This window comes from Plantibacter elymi (nom. nud.), assembly GCF_900177795.1.
Lineage (GTDB): Bacteria > Actinomycetota > Actinomycetes > Actinomycetales > Microbacteriaceae > Plantibacter > Plantibacter elymi.
In genome coordinates, this window is the sequence record NZ_FXWJ01000001.1 from 94,765 (window position 1) to 114,834 (window position 20,070).

The window sequence follows — 20,070 nt, forward strand, 5'->3', positions numbered from 1 at the left end:
TGCGCGAGGAGAGTCCTTTCCCATGAGTCGACTAACCGCGCGCTTCGAGCATCGAGTTGACCAGGGAGGACATCGGCAAGCCCCCGTAGCGCCCTGTGAGATATGCGCGTTCGAGGTTCTCGTCCTTCCGGGGGAGCCCGAAGTCTCGGATCGGGATGAGGTCGGATGCCCCTACCGCGTTTTTCTCGACAACCCAGACCGCGTCACTTTCAAGCTTTGTTCCGGGCCGCAGGAGCGATACGTCGTGAGTCGTGATGATGAGCTGTGCCTGTTTCCGGTTGACGCGGGCATCCGCAAACACAGCTATGAGCTCGGCGACCATGAGCGGATGAAGGCTGCTGTCGATCTCGTCGACGACGCAAACGGTTCCCTCGGCAAGGGCGCGGATGGCTACCGAGGCGAACGAAATGAGTGCCTGAGTTCCGTCGGACTCCACGTTGAACGGCAATTCGAAACGCTCACCATCACCCTGATGTGACAGCTGCAGCTCTGTCTCGAAGGTGCCGATGACGTCGTCGAAGGTCAGTAGTTCATCGTCCCGCGCATCGATAATCTGTCGGATTCGTTCGCGTTCCTCTGGATCCATTTCTTGCTTCACGACAGACACGCTTTGGACGCCGAGGTCGAGTTGCCGCATGAAGTCAGTGATCTGGTCAGCGAAGTCTGCGTCCCGCGCCAGGAGCCGCTTGATCCTGTTGTGCTCGGCCGGGAATCCGGTGGCGTGGTAGAAGCTCAGTCGCTCGGTGAGCCAGTCATGTGCGGGTTCGGTGGCCTCGAGTCGCGCCGCGGCGGAGGCGGATAAGAAGAGCGCGTTCGGCCGCGTGGTCTCTCGCAGCAGGGACGCGGGTCCGCGGAACGAGTCGCCAAACTTGTAGCTGTCCCGTTCGCGTTCGAACAGGATGGATCGACGACGCGTCCTATACACATGGAGGTATTCGCTGAGGACGCGCTCGTCGTCGACAGCAAATCCGTACCTGTACTCGTTCCCGTCGGCAGCGAGAAACTCGATGTCGAACTCCGTGGGCATGGTCCGGTGTTGGCGGTCGAGCTTGAACGGCTGCCGGGGCACGCCGCCGTCTGCATCCCACCTGGCATAACTGTCCTCGACAGCGCGAGAAACAAACCCCAGTGCGTCGAGTACCGACGATTTTCCCGCCGCGTTCGCCCCGTAGATGGCCGCGACCGGCGAGACGTCCGGACGCAACCACGGATCCTCCTCCGCCCGCGCAACTTTCAAAGTCCGAGCGCTCCGGTACATGCTCAGGTTCTGGCGGTCGCGGAGCGACCGGAAGTTGCTCACGGTGAAGTCGATCAGCATGTGTCCTCCATAACGCCCCTTCCGGGGGCCTCGCATCAATTTTTACACACTTCTGACAAAAATCGAGACCTGCGCGGATCAGTTCCGGGTTTCAGGCGTGTTCTTGTGGTAAACTGACGGAATCGCCTCCGGAATCGGCAACACCGGATCTGGAGGGGACGCAAAACCCCGATCCTACCGGTGACGGTGAGCGTCTTCCGGTGGATCGGGGTTGAGGTGTCTTGGACGGACTCCTTCACTCTAGGACCTTCTCATGGGTCCTTGCTGACGCCTGCGGGCTTCGGGTCGATCTGCCTTCGCCAACAGCCCCACCGCGGGCTTCATCCAGCAAAGGACTGACCAGTGTACGAAATTGACTTTTTGCCCGTCGAGAACGAAGACGGCAGCTCATCCAAGAGCGGCGATGCCATCGTCGCCAAGTTCACCGACCCCGCCACTTTCAGCCCTGTTGTGGTTGTCGTCGATGCGGGTTTCACGCCAGTGGCCGATCAGGTGATCGAACACCTCGACACGTACCACGGGGCCCGGAGTATCGACCTGATGGTGTCCACTCACCCCGACACGGACCACATCAACGGACTCATCGGAGTGCTCGAGGCCTGTGATGTGAAAGAGCTGATGATGCATCTCCCGTGGAAACATGACACGCGCGCTGCGTCGTGGGGAAACTACGAGAAAATCGTTCAGCTGTTCGACCTGGCGACAAGCAGGGGCGTCACCGTCACGGAACCCTTCGCCGGGGTGACCCGGTTCGGGGGAGCATTCAGGGTCCTCGGTCCGACGGAGGAGTACTACCGGGTGCAGCTGTCACGATCGCTGGACGAGGTCACTTCTGTCAGCCTCAGCGCCTCCGGCTGGGCCGGTTCTACGCTCATTGCGAGCGCCACCAAGCTCGTCAAGCGGGTACTGAACTGGTTCCCGTCCGAGACGTTGACGGACACGGACGACACCAGCGCCCGAAACAACACGTCCGTCATCAGCGCGATCGTTGCGGATGACAGGCGCTTCATGCTCACCGGCGACAGCGGCATCTCCGCCCTGGAAGGCGCGGCATTGGAGTACGAAGGAGCCTACGGTGCGTTCTCGACGGCGCCCCTGTTCCTGTTCCAGGCGCCGCACCACGGCAGCCACCACAACCTCGGGCCGGCGATCCTCGACCGCATCCTCGGCACTCCCGATCACCCGCACGTTCCCGAAGTCAGCGCGGTCGTGAGCAGCGCGAAGGCATCCGAGAAGCACCCCTCAAGCAAGGTGACGAACGCTCTGGGACGACGCGGCGCTCACGTGTCGGCTACCGAAGGCAGGACGCTCTGCCTGAGCAGCACACCGCGTCCTGGGTGGAGCAGCGTGGCACCCATCGGTCCGCTCGAGGAAGAATAGCCGTGCAGAGTTCGCTCGACGCCTACGCCATCAAGGCAAGATGGCTGCCTGTCGCCGTCGCAGTGTTCCCCATCGCGTTGCTGACGTTCGCGGTCCTGCAGCTGGACCTCGGGCTGCTCACTGCAACACCCGGCGCTGCAGCCGCGATCCTGATGGTGCCCGCAGCAGAAATCGTTCGGTCCCGCGGGCTCGCATGCGAACGACGCCTCATCGAGATTTGGGATGGTCTCCCGACCACAAGAGCGCTCCGCTGGCGTAACGCGGATGGGCGAACGCACCGGCGCCGGGAAGCCGTGGAGGCGCGTACGGGACACCGCCTCCCATCCGCCGACGAAGAATCCGACGGTGCCGCTAGCGACTTGCGCTACGCAGACGCCACACGAACGGCGATCTCGATGATCAGGGCCGACGGACGCGACGCTCCCGTGCTCCAGGCGGAGAACGCCTCGTACGGGATGCGTCGCAATTTCCGGGGGCTGAAGCCGTTCGGCATCCTCCTTGCCGCCATCAGCATCGTAGGCTCCGTCGCGGCCTGGCTATTCCTCCAGCCAGACCCGGCAGCTCTTCTGCCAGCGTTTCTGATCCAAAGCACGATCCTCGGTTTCTGGATGGTGTACGTCAAGGACAGCTGGGTAGCGGAACAAGCCGACACGTTCAGCGATCGATTCTTCACAGTGCTCGATGCTCAGTCCACAAGTGCAGCGCGGTGAAGTGACGCTCGTGAGCAGAGTGGGACCGGAGCAGCCCAACCCGATCCGCCTCGGGCTGAGCTGTTCCGGTCCCCCTCGCGGTTCGTCACCGCTGGACAGGCGACGCATCTATTCGAGGTCGAGTAGGCGCACCCGTCGGTAGCCTGCTCCCATGGGGCAGACGAGAGTTCGCAGACAACATGTCGTTTCGAGGTTCTACCTGAAGGGTTTCGCGGCGGATGAGCGGTATCTGACGAGAACGGTTCTACCAGGGACGTACTCACATCGAATGGTCGTCAACGACGCCACGGTGAACAACGACTACTACACGGTGGAGTTCGAGGATGGCACCGTGTCTGATGCAGCAGAGACGATGTTCAACGAGATTGAGGCGCCGGCATCGAGCGCGCTTCGGGGGCTCCTGAGCACGCCGGTCGTCTTCCCCGACGGGGACCAACGGGATGCGCTGGCTGCGTGGATCGCGCTGCAATACGTCCGCTCGCCCGCCATTCGCAGACAACGCGACGAGCTGCATTCGGCGATGGTCCGCATGGTCGTCGGGGTGGTCGGAAAAAGAGGACTGCGGAACTTCATCGAGGAACGCGAGGGTGTTGCCATCTCTGCGGCACGCCTCGAGGCGGAATGGGAAGACCTCACCAAGCCCGGTGGACCCACGTCACGGGTCAGGGCCGAGAACCACCTCCTCAACATCTTCGAGCTGCTCCCGTCCACCACGCAGCGCCTGGTCGATGGACGTTGGATGATCGTGGATTTCACCGAGAATCCTCTTGTCGCAGGGGACCATCCGGTCTTTCTGATGGCGGACCCCGAAGCTCCGGATTGGCGTGGGGTTGGGCTCGGCAACGCGCACGCGTTCGGCCTTGCCCTCTCGCGACACCGCGGCATCATCATTTTCACCGGCGACGGCCATGCGGGCCCGGATGTCATGGGTCCCGGCAGCGCAGACGAAGCGCGAACACTGAACGCTCAGACCATTCAGAACGCGCGTGAAGCGATCTACCACCACCCAGATGACGACCCGGTTGCCTGGTTCGGCGGTGAGCTTCCCCAACCGCGCCCCACCGAACTGACCGTCGGGGACAACAGCTTGATCCTGCCCGACGCGGAGGGGTACCCACCGCCGGCGCGAGACGATGCGGAGCCGGCCGAGCCAGGGGGCTTCAGCATCGCGAACCTCGTCTGGCCCATCCCCGATCGAGTATTTGAATGGATGGAACCTGACGACGATCAGTAGCCTGATCCGTTCGCGGACCACAGGACAGTCGGAGCGACGTCTCACGGCATCTGTACGCGTTCAGTCGTTGCCCTGACCTGTGCGAACTCGCTCCCTGCGGTTTTCACGGAGCATCGATCAGGCTGGACGTCCTCCCAGCCTGGCCCCGGTCGACCCAAGGCCTGAATAGCATTGGCTCTGAGGTGGTGACTATTCGCAAATTACCGGCATGCACTCCTCCACCTGTTACTCGCGGAAGGGTAGATCGACCGCGCTCGGAGCCAGATTGTTGTAACCGAGCTTTTGCGCTGCCCGCTGCACGCCGTAGAGTGCGGAGGCCTGGTCTGTGCCGACAGGACCTACTCGAACGTCATGCAAGAACGTTGGGATACTAGCTCCGGGACGCGGATTTACCTCCGCTTCGATGTACGGGGTGATGCCAAATCGTCCGACTCGGAGATTGATGGCACTGTTACTCAGCGGAAGACGGGAGAAGATGCGCACCTCCCGTTCCTCTTGGAAACCGTGGTGTTTCACGAAGGCCGCGCAAACTGTCACCCGCTCAACTGCGAGCGCTTCCGCATAGGACACAGAGTCATGCCCGTCCTCGCCCGGCCAGTCGTCGCACTGCTTTACGAGCACGTCGAGCAAGCGATCAATGTGAGCCTTTACTTCCGCGCCGCTGTACAGTACGCGACGCCAACCTGCTTCCAGACTTTCGTCGGCGTCGACTTCGTTCATGTCCACGAAGTAACCGTCCTCCACGCGCGACTCGGGCATTTTCGCTCTCAACGCCATGCCGGCATTAATTGCTACCGCGTACCCGCCATAACCCCGGAACTGACTCAGAGCGTCCTTCTGAGTGGACGCACACGCGACGAACCATTCATCCGTGCTCTGTGGTGCTCGCCCAAGAAATCCCTCGATCTGAGCGACGATCGCAGGGTCGACCTGATGAGCGTCCCGACGCGCCTCCAATCTCCTACGAATCATTAGGAGCCCGTAGCTCATCTCGCCGGAGTCGTTCATCATCCGCACCGAGCTCAAGCGCAGCGCCCGCGATTCGAGGATCCCCAGCACCCCAGCGGCGTCTGTGTAGTGCCACAACAGATCGCTGTCGGGACGGGGGGCTAGAAGCTCATCAAACTCATCCTCGTGGAAGTACCTCACATGAGTGAATCTACTCGTGCCGTCTACCCCATCGAGCTACCGTCGGACATTCTCCGCGCGCCCGTTGGCGAATCCGACACACCAACTGAACCGCTCAGGAAGCCGCTGAGCCTTCGTGATCGCAGACCCTGACGGGCGCTGCACGCACCGTAACGAGTGGGTCTCGCAGGCGAAGCACGTTCTGCTGGGCACACTTCCACCGTACGCGTTCTCGACGGTGGTGCCATCCCTTCGAGAAGGAGAAGAATTACGCCTCTGTGTAGAGTCGTCCGAAGAAAACAGCGGCTAACGAGGTGACATGACGATTGGCGAGACTGTCGCCGGTTGGCCACGCTGACAGGGTCTGATCATTGCCCTCGGGTGTGACGATGAACACCCCCGACGATCGATTGTGGCTCGCCCTCGTGGTCCCAAGAATCCCGCGACGGCGGATGACGTGCGCCTCAACGCCGAGCGTCGCCCCCACTCAGCAGCCGCGTATCAGCAGCTCCACGACCGCCAGGAGTTCTGGCACTTCGTCGCCTCCGACCGTGACGCCGAAAACTGACACGCCCGCCTAACAACCACTCTGTGCCAGATTTGCTGCATGAACCCAGACGAAATCAAGAAGCAGCGGGCCGAGGCGCTCGAAGGAATCGCCGCGGCCGACGCCGTGCTCAACACGTTCGACAACGCGGAGCTGAGGCGATTCGCGGAGGGGATGAAGCAGGCTCACGAGGGTCAGCTCCGCATCCTGGCCGACGCCGAGAACAACTAGGACGGACGAAGAAACGGGGCGGCTCGTGAGCCGCCCCGCCTGTGGATGTCTACCCAGATTCTGAACCGAAAATCTCCGTTATGTCGAGCTAGCAGCGCTCCGCTCAAACGCTACCGCGGCGTTCCCACCGCAGCGGGCGACGGACAGTCTGCCGGGTCTGCTCCTGGGTCGCTGCCCAGCTTGCGAGCAACGCGATTGCCTGTTCCGAGGCGGAACCCGGTTCGGTGCCGTAGGCGACGAGGCTGAGCCCTTCGTCGGCGGTGAGGTCCATGGACTCAAACGTGAGCTCGACGTCACCGACGATCGGGTGGTGGATGCGTTTCTTACCGGTGCGATGGGAGTGCACATCGTGCGCGGCCCAGCGGATGCGGAAGTCCTCACTCCGGGTGGAGAGTTCGCCGATCAAGTCGGTGAGGCGTTTGTCGTAGGGGCGTCGGCCGGCTTCTCCGCGAAGTGAGGCGACGAGGTCGGAAGCGAGGCGGTCCCAATCGGGATAGAAGTCCTTCGAGCGCGGGTCAAGGAACGTGAACCGGGCGGAGTTCGGTGTCCCGGCCGGGTCGATGAACATCGGCGCGTAGAGGGCCCGGCCGAGGGTGTTGGTGGCGAGCAGGTCGGATCGGCCGTTCCGGACGACGGCGGGGGCGCTCATACTGTCGAGGAGTCGTTGGATCGGCGGCCGTACCCGGTTCGCGGGCGTTCGTCGGCGCGCGGCGGGTGACGCATTCGCTGCGTGCGCGAGGTCGAGGAGGTGGGCGTGCTCGGCCTCGTCGAGTTGCAGTGCACGGGAGAGCGCTTCGAGCACGCTCTCGGAGACGCCGGAGAGGTTGCCGCGTTCGAGGCGGACGTAGTAGTCGACGCTGACGCCGGAAAGCATCGCGACCTCTTCGCGGCGCAGGCCGGCGACCCGGCGCTGACCGCCCATCTCGGGGAGCCCGGCCTCCCGTGGCGTCAGTTTCGCCCGTCGGGTGGTCAGGAACTCCTGCACCTGCGCTTTGGTATCCACGCTGCAACGCTACGTCGGCCCGGGTGGTTCTGGGAGGTACCGGCAGGAACTCCCACCCTCCGCAGGTCCCCTCGTAGCGTCGGGACATGGACACTTTCACTCTGAACAACGGCGTCGTCATCCCAGCTCTCGGGTTCGGCGTCTTCCAGACCCCGCCGGATGAGACCACCACCGCGGTCACCGCTGCCCTGGAGGCCGGCTACCGCCACATCGACACCGCCGCCGCCTACGCGAACGAGCGTGGCGTCGGCGACGCGATCGCCGCGTCCGGCATCGACCGCGACGAGGTCTTCATCGAGACGAAGATCTGGATCAGCGACTTCGGATACGACGAGACCATTCACTCCTTCACCAAGAGCGCCGGCAAGCTCGGCGTCGAGCAGATCGACCTCCTCATCCTCCACCAGGCGCTCCCGACCGCGTTCGAGCAGACCCTCGGCGCGTACCGGGCGCTGGAGCAGCTGCTCGCAGACGGCAAGGTGCGGGCGATCGGCGTCAGCAACTTCATGGTCGAGCACCTGACCCGCCTCATCGACGAGACGATCGTCGTCCCGACCGTCAACCAGATCGAGGTCCACCCGTACTTCCAGCAGCGTGGGGTCCAGGCGTTCGGCGCTGAGCACGGCATTCTCACGCAGGCGTGGTCCCCGATCGGCGGCATCACCGCCTACCGCGACTCTGAACGCCGCAGCTTCGATGAGCCGGTCATCCTCGCGATCGGTGAGAAGTACGGGAAGTCGGCCGCTCAGGTGATGCTCCGCTGGCACATTCAGGAAGGCCGTCAGGTCATCCCGAAGTCCACCAAGCCCGAGCGCATCGCCGAAAACATCGACGTGTTCGACTTCGAACTCACCGACGACGAACTCGCGCAGATCGACGCCCTCGAGACCGGCGTCCGCGGAGGACCCGAGCCGGAGGCCGTCACCCTCGAAACGTTCGGCCGCGACATCCCCGACGCCTGATCGTATGACGATCACCAATGCGCTTCAGTCCGGCCGCACAGTCACGACGTTCGTCGGCGGCGCGCTGGTGGTCGTCGCCGTCAGCGGCTGCGCGGGCGAAGCGGATCCGTCGCCGAGTCGTGTGGCCGGCCCGCAACAGGACAGCATGCAGACCCCCGCAACCCCCGACTATAAGGACGGCGATTACACGGCGACCGGCTGGTACGGGTCGCTCCCATCGCACCAGGATGTGACCCTGTCCATCGCCGGTGACACGGTGACCGCGGTCACCATCACCACGCCCGCCGAAGACGAGACCTCCCTCGGCTACCAGCAGCGCTTCACCGCCGCGCTCCCTGCCGCGATCATCGGCCGAGAACTCGCAGACCTCGACGTCGACCGGCTCGCCGGAGCGAGCGGCTGCTCCGAAGGATTTATGGATGCCCTCGCAAAGGTTCGAGCCGACGCCATTGCCGACTAGTTCGAGAGCTATGGTGTTGATCTAGTCCTTCAGTGAATCGATGAACTCTCGCAGTTCGAAGCTCAACTCAGATGCGTCTTTGCCCGTTGCCGCAGTGAGTTGGGAGAAGAACCACTCGTAGCTGGCTGAGGAGGCGAGCAGCAGCGGCGTTACGTCCAAGGACACCTCGTCCTGGTCGCTCAGCACCGCGCCTATTGCTCCGTCTTGGTTGAGTTTTTCCATCGATGTGTTGAAGGTCCGAGTCCTGGCTTCATCCGACTCGGCACCGGTGTATCCGGAGTAGAAATCGAGCAGCGTGTGAGCGGTGTTCCGAGCGGCAGTATCCATGCCGTGACGGTACCGGCTCGCGCCGACATTCAGAGACGTCAGTCACCCTCGTGACGCCCTCGCTGGAACCGTCGGCACCGTCAGAGGGGCCCGATAGTCTGCGTGCATGTCAGAAGTTGTAGCCGCTCTCATCACCACAGTTGGTGCGCTGGCGGGTTCTTTCGGAGGCTTCACGCTCGCGGCTCGCATGCAACGCCGCCAAGCGAAAGAGGAGGACGAACGCGCACAGCGCGATGCCGAGCGAGCGAGGGCCGTAGTGCTCGAAGATGAGCGCCACGAGTTTCAGCTCACTACGTTGCTCTCGCTGCAAGAACTCACCCGGAGGATGGCACGAAGGACCTTCCTGATCATTCAACAGGATCGCCAAACCATCGAGAGTCATGGTGGGTACCGGATGCTCCCGACCGAGGACCCTGAAGACTTCGCCAACTCCGTCGAGTTCAGCCACAGCATTGCGCGCGTTACCAACGCTGAGCTTAGAGAACAGCTCGACGCTTTCTCCAACCTGTGTAGCACCTACTCGATGCCGCCGCTCGATTGGTCGGACCTGAGCAAAGAGTCTGCCCTGGTGGTGCAGGAGCACCGCTTTCAAGAACTGATGGAGTCGGCCTCCGAGACGGCCGACCTGCTCAACCAGCGTTTGCGCGACGAGCTCGATCGCAACGCTGCAAAATGACGGCGACGGCGGCGGCTCTTAGACGCGCGGCCAGTTCTGCGAACCGGACATCGTGACCTAGCGCTTCATCGACCACGCTTCAAATGAACAGTTGCGTGACTAGCGCGGTAGCGAGTGCACCGGCGCCTGCGTTCGCGGCCGATCCGAGCACGCCCCGCAGTGTGGCGAGTGCACCCTTCACCTTGCGCTGGTTCGGCTCAGCCTGCACGATCTCCTCGAGCACGGTGCTCGCAGCTTCGCGGCCGGCTTCTCGTTCGTCGTCGTCCAGATCATCGGCCGCACTGAGGGCGTCAATCGCCTGCTGGATCTTCTGCGCCAGCTCCTCGTAACCTGATGTCACGGTCGAGGTCTGGTTGAGCGTGCCACCTCGGGTGACAATGTTGACGCTCTGGGAGCCAGTGATGACGTACTGGTCGCCGTGCACGTGCTGCGCAGGCGCAACCGGCCGCGGCGGACTCGTGGTGAACTTCGCCTCGATATGGGACGCGTGCGAGGGCATGTTGCTCGGTGCCTTGTTCACATCGGTGGTCGTGACGTAAACGGTGCGCGTGCCACCCGTGGTGCTGCGCGGGTCACTCAGCTCCATGGTGTCGCCGTCATGGACGGGAGCGGTGATATCGAAGAACGCGCTGTGCGCCTGCACCTGAGCTTCCAACTCGTGCCGGACTCCTTCGTGAATGACCACGACCTGCTCGGTGCCGAAACGTCGTCCGATGCGGGCGATGAAGCCGCCCTTTTCTGGCCGAGGAAGCGGAGTCATCTGCGTCTCATTTCTGGCTCAATTTAGGTCGCGCCGACCTGTGGATAACTCACCGAGGATATGCCCGATAATTATGATTATGGCAGTCTGGGCGTTTCCTCTGTGGATAACTACTCTCGCCCAAGGTCGAGCGCTGAGAAGTCGAGCGCATCGAACGCGTCCCACAGTTCATCCGTGGCCTTAGTCAGTGCCGACCCTCCGAGGACGGCCTCTTGATACACGGCATCTTCGTACGCTGCCGCTGCTTCGAGGACCGCAGTGGGCACCTTGCCGATGCGCGCGGCGTTGAGAACCATGAACACTCTTGCCGCCTGTGCGGCAGTCTGTCGCACGTTGTTGTGCTTCCCGTTGTCTGCACCTGTCATGACGCCCCCCTTATCTGGGCCGACCCCCGGCCCGTCATCGCACTCTACCGGCGGCGTCGATGTGGACGGGTCGGCACGATCCGTCGACCGGCCTCCGTGTATGGGTGCAGCGCCTCACGGAGCGCGGCAGCATTGTCGTCGCTGAGGTCAATCTCATAGTCGCGGCCGTCGACGCCAAACCGGATCGTCTCGCCAGATCCGCGCTCGAGGTCGGTTTCGTCGAGGTCGTCGACGAGCGTAATGATCGTGCGCTGTGCCATATGTTCATTCTTACGCGGTCGAGAAGAACCTCCAATAAGGTGATGGAAAACACCCACCAGAACAGGATGAAAACGTGGCAGTTCGTCGCTCAGCGCCAAGCTCGATTTGGACTTTCTTCGATCTAGCTCCCCGCATACGGCTCTATCGCGATGACGTCGATGCACTCTTGAAGCTCATCCGCGATAAAGGGGCTACAGCAGCCCTCGTTTCGGGCAACAACGTGGAGATGGATGCAGGCCAGGACATTTCCTCGTTGTCTGGCAAAGAACTGCGGGATCTGGCAATCAAGACGCGCAACCCCGAGTTTTCCATCGATCTCCAGCCGACCCGGGCACGGGTGACCTCGACCGATGGCTCTGCCGTAACACAGGCGTTTGGAACTGCGGTAATAGGATTCCTTGGCCAACACAAAGCAACGGGATGGGAGCGTGTCTGGCTAGAGATTTCCCGAAGCCGCTCCATTGTGCTGGCCGGCACCGCAGTCCTCGCCTCATTCGTCGTTCCCACGACGTGGTTTTTTGGTCTGAACCCGTTCCTCTTGCTGTGGATATTTGCCCCTTCTATCGGCAGCGGCATGCTTGCGGCGCTCACCCCCGGAACTGGCACTTGGGTTACCCGCCGGAACCGCGCCGATGTCTACCAGCGCCGAGAAGACCGTGGCTGGAGCATCGTCGGGTTCATCGGAACTACCATTTTCGGTGGCATCCTCGGTGCCGGAATCACCTATCTTTTGACCCAGTAGTTTCCTCGGGCCGTCTTGTGGGATACCTCCTGGCCCGCGACGTCGCCGGCAGCCGAGCTCGACCGCGGCCGCGCCGCCGGCCTGTGGGGTCTGTACAACGGTTCGATTCAACAGCAGTGCCCGCCTGACAGGGCGGGCACTGCGCCGCGATCGGCGGTTGTAGGTGTTCTATGGTGTCTGCAACGATTCTGGGAACAGTCCCGAAATGACGCCGGTCGCGAGCGACACGAACACGGCGATGAGCGCCACCCGGATACCGAAGGTGGCGACGTCCGGCCGGTTGCTGCGACTGCCGTAGATCAGCACCGCGACAGCCATTGCCGTCACCACGATCCCGGCGATGGTCACCCAGAAGAAGGACCAGTGCGCGTCCACGAGGAACGGGATCGGTGGCGGGGTCGGTGGCGGGTTGGGGATGCTGAGCGGGTAGTACATAGTGGTCCTTCCTCGAGCGGTTGACACCTAGGCGTCAACCGGCCTGCCCGCCACGTAGCAGCGGCTTTCCGTTCGTGTATGCGACGTCGACGTGCAGGTGACTGCACGAGTCATATATCTGCGAGATGTTCTGAGTGGCGATCATCGTTCCAGCGTCCGCACGGCAGTCTTCCTGCCCGATGCGTGCACCCTTCGGCACGATCGGATCGAGCAGGCTGATAAGCCGGATCGAGGGACAGTCCGCGCCGGTGATGGACGTTCCTCCGAGCGAGTAGAAGTCGACGGCTCCGCAGCCACCGTTGATGTAGTGGGAGGATGTGAGTCCCGCGCCTTCGATCTGGCCGGTGCAATTGCGGTTGATATCGCTGACGCCGATGCGCTCGAACTCGTTGAGCGCGAGCACCATGAATGTCTCTAGTTCATCAAGAATGCGTCGAAGATGTCTCGCAGTACCTGCGGGTCCCCGCCGCTGAGCAGCCACTCGCCGGGTGTCACCCGTTTGCCGTCGATGCGAGCGCTTCGCTGCGGAGTTTCCATGAAGCCAAGCACCGTCGCCGGGTGCATGTCGACCGGAATCGATGCGATAAGAAATGCGAGGTGAGGCAGCAGAGGCTGCCGCCTGTCCCCAGTGAACTGCCAATACGGGTACCGCCACCGCCCTTCCGAGCAGAAGGCATACAGGTTGCCAGTGCTGCGCATCCGTTCGACTTCGGCGGCATCCACTCCGAGCCGAGCGCTGGCCATGGCGGGGGTGATCGTCGACTCGAGCGCGCGCTGTGCGGACTTCCGTTCACGAGCGGCGAGGTCGCCGCGCGCGACAGCCGCGACCACTCGAGCCCAGGACTCTTCGGTAAACGCGCCCGATTCGATCAGGAACGCGACGGTTTCAGGGGACGGCTCGTCGCGTCCAGACTCGGGTTCAGTGGTCATCGTGTGTCCGTTCAGCGGTGCTGCAGGCCGCGGTCAGTGTCGCTGCTAGCGGCAAATCGAATGCTGTTGGTGAGCGCTCATCCCCACACCGATGAGTAGCCAGGCTCGTGTTGGTTGAGGGCAGTAAGCGGGAGCAACTGCTGCCAGTCAACGTCCATGACGCTTTGTCCACACGAGGGCGGGACAACGTCGATCGCTCTGGCCACGCGACGGGTCGACACTCCGAGGGCCTCGGCGAGAGTTCGGTGAGTGTAGATGCCGTCGCGCAGCATGGTGTGCAGCAGGTTCATGTCCAACGCGGTGATCTCCGGGCCTGGCCAATCGAGGTCGACGCTGACATCAGGTGTCCAGGTGATTGGGTACCAGTCGCCGTGCGCGAGGAGGAAGGCTTTGGCGTAGCTGTCGAGCGAGGTCTGTAGTTCTGCGGTCATGCGGGTGCGGAAGGCTGTGTACTGGGGAGAGTCGTCACGGGCGCGACCGAGCTTCAGGGGCTCGGGTAAGGAGCCGGTCCCGGTGGCGGTGAGGCGTTGCCACAGGTAGCGGCGGGCGTTGCGGTGGCGTCGCTCTGCTCCGGGGTCCAGTCCGATGCTGTCTGCGAGGATCTCCCAGTGCTCCCGCACCAGTAGCTCGTCGGCTGGCAGCTCACTCCTGTGTCGGTAGTTGATCCATGAACGGCTCGTGTCGATCGTGTGGGCGAGCTCGCTGACACCGGCCAGGAGACGATCGATCTGTCCCGGGGTGCCGAGCATATTGTGTCGCAGGACTGCAGCGAGCTGCGCTTCGGACTCATGCCGGATCTCCCCTTCCATTCCTACGCCGCGCACTACGGTCGCGAGCGCCGCGGCGAGTGTCTCGGATTCGACGTTGCCATCGACGTCGAACCGGCTGCACCATGCCGGCCAGAGCTGCTCCGGAGTCAACAGCTCGCGCCTCAGGGCGAACCCATACGGGTCCCCGTGCTGAGCACGCGTGTCGGGGTGGACCGCAGTATCGAACAAGACCCGCTGCGTGATTGTGAGGTCTTGATCGAGCGCGCGCAGGATCTGAGCGCGGAAGGCCTGCGGGGCATGCGGCCAACGGGTGAGGAGCTCGGCGGGGCTCCCCGGTCCGTACCCCATGCCTCGGGGGACGTGTGCGGGTGGGCGTGCGAAGGTGGCTTGGCGGATGAGGTCTCGCATGGAGTGCTCATCGCCGGTGGTCAGCGCGTAGGCGGCGCCGACAAGTGCGGCCATCGCGTAGGCGCTGTTCGGGGCGCTGATACCGATGTGCTTTTCCTCGTCGAAGAGGCCCACGAGTTCGCCGGCGTCGATTCCACTGAGCCGGGCGATGTCGTCGTACAGTCCCGCGCCACGCAGCGCTGTCGCTGCGGACTGCAGCGTTGGGATGAAGTCGCGGTCGGTGTGGAGGGAGCTGTAGAGGATCCGCTCCTGGGCGCGCATCGGGGCGGAGTCCGGGGCAAGCCGAAAGTGCTCCCAGGAATCTTCGAGCGGCGCCCTGCACCATGTCTTTCTCGTGGCGTCTTTCGGGCCGATATTGGCACGGCAGGTGGCGGGGTCGAACGGGTCAGTGTTCCGGCCGCGCATCTCGGCAACGTCGCGCTGGCAGGTCGGACATGCGTCCAGGAGCACTCTGCGGTGGGTGGTGCAAGCGAACACCCACGGGCTTCGCCACTCGACCTTGAATACCCCTGGATGGTGACGCAAGCAATCGGGACAGTAGCGTGTTCGAGCTTGCCAGGACCAGGGGCCTCGTTTGGAGACCACTGCCGACCGGTCGCCGTCAGTTCCTGGGGCTAAGACGAGTAACACATTGTCGAGCGTCTCCATCGTGGCGTCGCGGAGGCGGGGGATCTCGATGCCCGTTGCCTCGGAGATGCTCGCTGCGAGGTCAGTTGGGAGCCAGGTCCCGAGCGACTCCACGGTCCAGAGTGCGACCGATCCCAGCCCGAATGCGTCGAGCAACGCGGCCCGCGAGACACCGAAGACGTCCCACGACCATCTGCTGATCGCACTGTGTAGCCATTCGCCGGGATACAGCTCAAGCGGCACCCCTAGTCGTACCGGGGTCTCGAGCTTCACCGTCATTCGGGATCCATGATGGGGTAGGTGCCGTCGTCGAACATCGCAACACGTCGTTCGCGTCCTCGCTCGACTTCGTATTGCAGGGGAATGCTGTCGAGCAGTGCCCGGTCGATGGTCTCCGTACCGCTCTCGATGGCGGCAGTGGCGGCACGACTCATGAGCAGAATCAACGAGTTGAGGTACCCGAGCGTGCGCACCCAGGCGTAGACGCCGAAGCTGTCTGCGAACCAGCCGTCGGTTGTCGGTGCGGAGACCAGACGAAGTCGTACCTCGAACGCGTAGACCAGGTCGAGCCATTGTTCGTGTTCACGGCTGTTGCGCATACTCAGCTTCGGCACGTCGATGCGCACCCATCGGCCTCGCGAGTTGCGGGCAGCGACCTCGACCGCTGCGGGTCCGCCACTGTTCAGCACCGTGTTGACGTCTGTGCCGCCGAGGATGACTCGTAGGCCCGCATTGGACATCCACCGGATGATGTTGTGGACGTGTCGACCGGTGGCTCCGCCGAAGTTGACGTGCTGAATCTCGTCGATGATGATCAGCTGCACCCCGCACTGCTTAATCGCTCGTTCGAACGCTGGCAGCGGGTTCGTGTCGCTTGGCCAGTTCAGCTGATCGCACAGCAGCCGCACGACCTCGTTCCGCGTCATCGGGCCCTGGAGGTGGGCGTAGAGCACCGGGCGGAACGTCCAGAGCGGCTCCGCCGTGCCGTGTTCGAGTTCCAGGCTCCGCTGAAACGCCAGCCGCTTCATTTCTTCAGCGGCGTGTGTTTTCAGCATCATGGTCTTCCCCACGCCTGGTTCCCCATCGAGGATGACGACGTCTTGTTGGTGCATGTCTGACCTGATGGAGGACTTCGCGTGCTGCCGAAGAGCCTCCATGACGGTGGTCACCACTGGGGTATCAAGCAGCGGAACCCGCCGGAGGTAGTTGGTTCGGGCGAGGTTGAACCATGAACGCTCACGATCAGTCATTGCAGCCAGTTGCTCGGCAGTAACCGGACGAGGTTCCGCGATGTCGATGGCGAGGACCTCGCTGATCCATGCTCGGTCGACGTCGGTGAGCAGCAGGATCGGGTTCGCGTCCGCCGCGTCGACGTGGCGGGTTGTATTCATTGTCATGGCTACCATCTGTCCGGGTCGTAGGGGCGAAGCGGTTGTCTGGGCCGCGGTTCAGGGTCGTCATCGTCGGGGACGATCGCAGCGCCGGTGGATCTTTCGTCCGGTTCCGGGTCCGGGCCTGCGTGTCGTGGCCGCTGCCGCCTCGGTTGCGGCGCGCTGGTGGGCGGTGTGTATGCGGTGCTGGAGCTCGGGTCTTCGTCGCCTGCGCCCGCTGGGTCGTCGCGCAGGCCGGCGGCAAGTGCGGCAGCGCCGGCTTCCATGAGATCGTCGGCGAGCAGACCGAGTCGGCTCGGCTCGGCCGTGCCGTCGTATTGACCGGCGAAGATTCCGAGAAGGATCCGTTCGATGTCGTGCGCACTCACCCGCTTCCGAGCGAGGAGTTTCACCGCCCAGTTCGTGTGGAACTCGCCGAAGCGTGGTGTGTCCTCGCGCAGGTACGACCACCGGAGTGGGTGGAGGCCACCTTCGCTGTCGAAGCACCACGCAATACGAAGGTCGAACGGGTCGTAGTAGACGCGGATCTTGCCGGTGGCCACGACAGATGGATCTGATTGGAGCTCTTTCAGGACGGGACTCTTGAAGTTCAGCCGGCAAGCGCGCAGTCGGGTCGTGTCTGCGGCGACGAGCGTCGACGGGAGGAACCGAACCCAGTCGAAGTTGTACTCGAGGTCCGGGATCGCACCAATCTTCGCCATCAAGATTCCGTACATCATGTATGGGCTGAGCCTCGCGAAAGGGTCTTCGGGGAGCACAAGCCCGTCGTGATCCTTGTGATTGTAGAGGTCGATGCACTGCCGCAGCCGACGTTCGTATTCGCCGGCGGTCATCAGGTCTTCAGCCTCTGGGCGCTCGCCCCGTTCGTGGACGGATCCGCCCGTGAATCCCGGCATCTGCGATTCGAACATGTCCTTGATCGTGCGGAAGACACGTTCCACTTGCGCTTTGTCGGTCGGGTTGTAGGAGCGTTGTGGTTCGTAGCTGATCCCTAGGCGCGCCATTTGGTTGGCTACATAGTCGGTGACATATGGTTTGCCGTTGTCGACCACTACGCCCTCAGGGTGGAACGCGGCCGAGTGAAACGAGATGAAAGCATCGGGTCGGCCGATGAAAGGTTGATCGAAAGTCTCGTCAAGAGCGGCCCACTCAGAGGCCAGGGGTGATGTCTTGGGACGGAGCACATCCGCCAAGCACAAACCGATCGCGAACTGTGTGGTGGTGTGAGTGACTGCGAGTCCGACGATGCACCGGGTAGCGAGATCGATGGCGAGGGTCACATCGAGTCGGTATGCCTTCCCCACGCGCGGGTCCTTCACCCAAACGTTTGCCCGGGTGGTGTCCACGAGCACCAGTTCACCCGGCCGAGTCGGCAACCGCGGCACGGAGGAAGCTGTCGGGACGTTCATCTGCGAGACCCGGTTTCGTGCGGTTCCACCGAGGTGCGAGTTCGTTCGCCTGATCTTCGAGATGTAGTTCCACAACGTCGAATCGGACGGCAGCGCAAGCGGCGGGAACTGTGCGGCGCTGTGGGCTTTGAACCCGCGCACAAGTGCCAACGTCGTCACGGATGAGCGGCGGGCCTGCACCTCGAGGTACAGGTACAGGGCGTCGAGCACAGCAGGGTCCACCTTGGACGTCGACTGACGCAGATACCGTTTGTCGACGAAAGTTTGATTGCTCCGCCATTCCGCCTCAAGCCGTTGCAGATACTTCATTTCGCTCTTCACGAGTACCGCCTGTCCTTTCATTGACCCTCCGCCCCTCGGATGTTGGGCTCGTTCCACGGCGATCCGTCGGCGACGGACGCTGATGTGCACTCGTGCGGGATCCAACGCCGGCGCCGGCGGGTCACTGTCCGGCTGGTCCGCCCGCTTCCCGGTGAGGAGCAGGTGCAGCAGGTCCTGCTTCTCCTTCCGGCGCGCCCGCGCACGATCGGTCATCCGCTCATCCACGTCGCGCAAGTACGGCCGGTCGCTCGGGGCGACGTTGCCGCGCAGGGACGCCGCGACGTTGGCAATCGGCACCTCGATCGGGTGGGACCCATCAAGACGGGTGAGGACGACGTGAGCTCCGACCGAGGAGATCAACATTCGGTGACTGTCCCAGTTCAGCTCGATGCCGGGGCGAATTACTCTGATGTCGCTCATGGCCGGTCTAGCTCCGAATCTGGGGAGAAGCGCACGTTGAGGTCGACGGTGAACTGCTGGTCCCACAGCATCCGCCGCACCACCACCAGGCCGACGTTGGGGTCGATGCCGTGCAGGTGACTGGCTCGCTCGAGGAGCACGTGGACCCGCGTGCTCGGTTGGTGGGTTGAGAGGAGCTTCGGTGCGAGATCGAGCATCATCCCGTCCGGCACTCGCGCTGCAGCGAAGTTCGCAAGGTTCTCCGTGACAACCGAGGCGACACCGGTCCACACGAAGTGTGCGATCCCAGCTGAGTTGAGCGCATTCCGCACGATCTCGTGACGCCGAACCGCGACCGCATCCAGTGCCCGAGTCGGCCATTTCACATCGATGACGACGATCGCCCCTAAGGCACCGATGACGGCGAAGTCCGGGGTGTGCGACGTTAGTTCACTGCCGGTTGGGAAGTCGATCGTGAAGGGTTGGGCTGCGATGTGGACGGCACTGGTGAGGAAGTCGGCGAGCAGCACGAAACGGCGCTCGTGTTGCGATTCGCAGCCCACCAGGTCGTTGGTCGTGCGGGAGAACTGTGCGACGGGCTTGTTGGATTGCGCGTTTCGGCGGGAGAAGGTGCGCATCGGGTGACTGTTGATCAGTTCCTCCACACCGAGCTGGGAGAGTTTGCGCTCGTACCCTTGGCTGCCATCACGAGAGAGCAGCACGCGCGGTTCCTCGTCGCCCGGCCTCCGGGCTGGAAGCGTCAGGCGGCGTGAGGCTCGTACGGGTCGAGAGATGCGCACGCGTGTGCCGTTGAGGACGCGGGTCCGGTTGTCCCGGACATCCAGCACCGCGCGCAGATACGCCGGCATGGCCCCGCCGGCGGGGCCGCGCGCCACAGCGCTCTCCCATGTGTCGGCGGGAGTCATGATCGCAGTGCCGCCCGGTCAACGGCATGCACCACCTCAGATGCACCGGCCGGCCGCGTTTTCCGCGGCCTGATCATCAAAAACTCTGGCATCGGTTCCTCCTATAGCTGAGTCAGCGCGCAACACAATCGCCTCCATTGGCGTCGACGTTCACGGGAAAACGGTCCCGGATGCGCCGCAGTCGAAGGCTTGGGTCTGACCCAACCAGCCGCACCCGAACCTTGACAAGGCTGATGCGAGTCGCCCTGCACCATGGACACTTCGGTCCAGCCGCCTACCGGCCGCGGCCAGGAGCGCGATTCTCGTTAACGAGCAAATACGCTCGCATGCCGGTCCGCACACGCCCCCGA

The 20,070-nt window shown here is 63.2% G+C and carries 22 protein-coding genes; 8 read left to right on the forward strand and 14 right to left on the reverse strand.

Going from position 1 to position 20,070, the window contains the following annotated elements:
* Positions 1 to 31 precede the first annotated feature (31 nt).
* The gene (locus CCK91_RS00500; protein ID WP_165766946.1) at positions 32 to 1,318 is read right to left on the reverse strand and encodes an AAA family ATPase; all 1,287 of its coding nucleotides are present in this window, start codon (positions 1,316 to 1,318) and stop codon (positions 32 to 34) included.
* Between the two features lie 342 nt (positions 1,319 to 1,660).
* Between CCK91_RS00500 and CCK91_RS00505 the strand changes: the two genes are divergently transcribed.
* The 3 genes from CCK91_RS00505 (at position 1,661) to CCK91_RS00515 (ending at position 4,642) form a co-directional block, all read left to right on the forward strand.
* The gene (locus tag CCK91_RS00505; RefSeq protein ID WP_086472403.1) at positions 1,661 to 2,698 is read left to right on the forward strand and encodes a ComEC/Rec2 family competence protein; all 1,038 of its coding nucleotides are present in this window, start codon (positions 1,661 to 1,663) and stop codon (positions 2,696 to 2,698) included.
* A gap of 2 nt (positions 2,699 to 2,700) precedes the next feature.
* Entirely contained in the window at positions 2,701 to 3,408 is a 708-nt protein-coding gene (locus tag CCK91_RS00510) for a hypothetical protein (protein WP_086472404.1), read from the forward strand.
* 151 nt (positions 3,409 to 3,559) lie between these two features.
* Positions 3,560 to 4,642 (forward strand): DUF4238 domain-containing protein, encoded by a 1,083-nt coding sequence (locus CCK91_RS00515; protein WP_086472405.1) that lies wholly within the window; start codon positions 3,560 to 3,562, stop codon positions 4,640 to 4,642.
* Between the two features lie 225 nt (positions 4,643 to 4,867).
* On the opposite strand, the gene CCK91_RS00520 is transcribed toward CCK91_RS00515, so the two are convergent.
* Positions 4,868 to 5,791: a hypothetical protein gene (locus CCK91_RS00520; protein WP_086472406.1), complete on the reverse strand. Its 924-nt coding sequence runs from the start codon at positions 5,789 to 5,791 to the stop codon at positions 4,868 to 4,870.
* Positions 5,792 to 6,377: 586 nt separating this feature from the next.
* On the opposite strand from CCK91_RS00520, the gene CCK91_RS19525 reads away from it, so the two are divergent.
* On the forward strand, positions 6,378 to 6,548 hold the full coding sequence (locus CCK91_RS19525) for a hypothetical protein (RefSeq protein ID WP_165766947.1): 171 nt from the start codon (positions 6,378 to 6,380) through the stop codon (positions 6,546 to 6,548).
* 103 nt (positions 6,549 to 6,651) lie between these two features.
* Here the strand turns inward: CCK91_RS19525 and CCK91_RS00525 are convergent, their stop codons facing one another.
* Complete coding sequence (locus CCK91_RS00525; RefSeq protein ID WP_086472407.1) at positions 6,652 to 7,551, reverse strand: helix-turn-helix transcriptional regulator; 900 nt, start codon at positions 7,549 to 7,551, stop codon at positions 6,652 to 6,654.
* Positions 7,552 to 7,637: 86 nt separating this feature from the next.
* Here CCK91_RS00525 and CCK91_RS00530 point away from each other — a divergent pair, with 86 nt between their 5' ends.
* Positions 7,638 to 8,513, forward strand: coding sequence for an aldo/keto reductase (locus tag CCK91_RS00530; protein ID WP_086472408.1), 876 nt, complete (start codon positions 7,638 to 7,640; stop codon positions 8,511 to 8,513).
* A gap of 4 nt (positions 8,514 to 8,517) precedes the next feature.
* Complete coding sequence (locus tag CCK91_RS00535; RefSeq protein ID WP_086472409.1) at positions 8,518 to 8,973, forward strand: FMN-binding protein; 456 nt, start codon at positions 8,518 to 8,520, stop codon at positions 8,971 to 8,973.
* Positions 8,974 to 8,994: 21 nt separating this feature from the next.
* Here CCK91_RS00535 and CCK91_RS19455 read toward each other — a convergent pair whose 3' ends face one another.
* Positions 8,995 to 9,300: a hypothetical protein gene (locus tag CCK91_RS19455; protein WP_133059898.1), complete on the reverse strand. Its 306-nt coding sequence runs from the start codon at positions 9,298 to 9,300 to the stop codon at positions 8,995 to 8,997.
* A gap of 106 nt (positions 9,301 to 9,406) precedes the next feature.
* On the opposite strand from CCK91_RS19455, the gene CCK91_RS00540 reads away from it, so the two are divergent.
* Positions 9,407 to 9,976: a hypothetical protein gene (locus CCK91_RS00540; RefSeq protein ID WP_086472410.1), complete on the forward strand. Its 570-nt coding sequence runs from the start codon at positions 9,407 to 9,409 to the stop codon at positions 9,974 to 9,976.
* A gap of 79 nt (positions 9,977 to 10,055) precedes the next feature.
* Here CCK91_RS00540 and CCK91_RS00545 read toward each other — a convergent pair whose 3' ends face one another.
* The 3 genes from CCK91_RS00545 to CCK91_RS00555 form a co-directional block, all read right to left on the reverse strand.
* Complete coding sequence (locus CCK91_RS00545) at positions 10,056 to 10,736, reverse strand: hypothetical protein (RefSeq protein ID WP_086472411.1); 681 nt, start codon at positions 10,734 to 10,736, stop codon at positions 10,056 to 10,058.
* A 110-nt stretch (positions 10,737 to 10,846) separates the two neighbouring features.
* Complete coding sequence (locus tag CCK91_RS00550; RefSeq protein WP_133059899.1) at positions 10,847 to 11,101, reverse strand: hypothetical protein; 255 nt, start codon at positions 11,099 to 11,101, stop codon at positions 10,847 to 10,849.
* 44 nt (positions 11,102 to 11,145) lie between these two features.
* Positions 11,146 to 11,361, reverse strand: a complete 216-nt coding sequence (locus CCK91_RS00555; protein ID WP_086472413.1) for a histone-like nucleoid-structuring protein Lsr2 — start codon at positions 11,359 to 11,361, stop codon at positions 11,146 to 11,148.
* A 74-nt stretch (positions 11,362 to 11,435) separates the two neighbouring features.
* Here CCK91_RS00555 and CCK91_RS19460 point away from each other — a divergent pair, with 74 nt between their 5' ends.
* Complete coding sequence (locus CCK91_RS19460) at positions 11,436 to 12,104, forward strand: hypothetical protein (protein ID WP_133059900.1); 669 nt, start codon at positions 11,436 to 11,438, stop codon at positions 12,102 to 12,104.
* 168 nt (positions 12,105 to 12,272) lie between these two features.
* Here CCK91_RS19460 and CCK91_RS00565 read toward each other — a convergent pair whose 3' ends face one another.
* The 7 genes from CCK91_RS00565 to CCK91_RS19530 form a co-directional block, all read right to left on the reverse strand.
* Positions 12,273 to 12,539, reverse strand: a complete 267-nt coding sequence (locus tag CCK91_RS00565) for a hypothetical protein (protein WP_086472415.1) — start codon at positions 12,537 to 12,539, stop codon at positions 12,273 to 12,275.
* Between the two features lie 34 nt (positions 12,540 to 12,573).
* Positions 12,574 to 12,945: a hypothetical protein gene (locus CCK91_RS00570; RefSeq protein ID WP_086472416.1), complete on the reverse strand. Its 372-nt coding sequence runs from the start codon at positions 12,943 to 12,945 to the stop codon at positions 12,574 to 12,576.
* A gap of 8 nt (positions 12,946 to 12,953) precedes the next feature.
* On the reverse strand, positions 12,954 to 13,469 hold the full coding sequence (locus tag CCK91_RS00575; RefSeq protein ID WP_086472417.1) for a hypothetical protein: 516 nt from the start codon (positions 13,467 to 13,469) through the stop codon (positions 12,954 to 12,956).
* Between the two features lie 77 nt (positions 13,470 to 13,546).
* A complete protein-coding gene (locus CCK91_RS00580; RefSeq protein WP_086472418.1) occupies positions 13,547 to 15,553 on the reverse strand; it encodes a TniQ family protein in 2,007 nt (668 codons plus the stop codon).
* Positions 15,550 to 16,665 carry an ATP-binding protein gene (locus CCK91_RS00585; RefSeq protein ID WP_165766948.1) on the reverse strand — a complete coding sequence of 372 codons (1,116 nt, stop codon included), beginning with the start codon at positions 16,663 to 16,665 and terminating at the stop codon, positions 15,550 to 15,552. The genes CCK91_RS00580 and CCK91_RS00585 overlap by 4 nt, the downstream gene beginning before the upstream one ends.
* An 8-nt stretch (positions 16,666 to 16,673) precedes the next feature.
* Positions 16,674 to 18,815 carry a DDE-type integrase/transposase/recombinase gene (locus CCK91_RS00590; RefSeq protein WP_165766949.1) on the reverse strand — a complete coding sequence of 714 codons (2,142 nt, stop codon included), beginning with the start codon at positions 18,813 to 18,815 and terminating at the stop codon, positions 16,674 to 16,676.
* Positions 18,812 to 19,720 carry a hypothetical protein gene (locus tag CCK91_RS19530; RefSeq protein ID WP_165766950.1) on the reverse strand — a complete coding sequence of 303 codons (909 nt, stop codon included), beginning with the start codon at positions 19,718 to 19,720 and terminating at the stop codon, positions 18,812 to 18,814. The genes CCK91_RS00590 and CCK91_RS19530 overlap by 4 nt, the downstream gene beginning before the upstream one ends.
* Positions 19,721 to 20,070 lie beyond the last annotated feature (350 nt).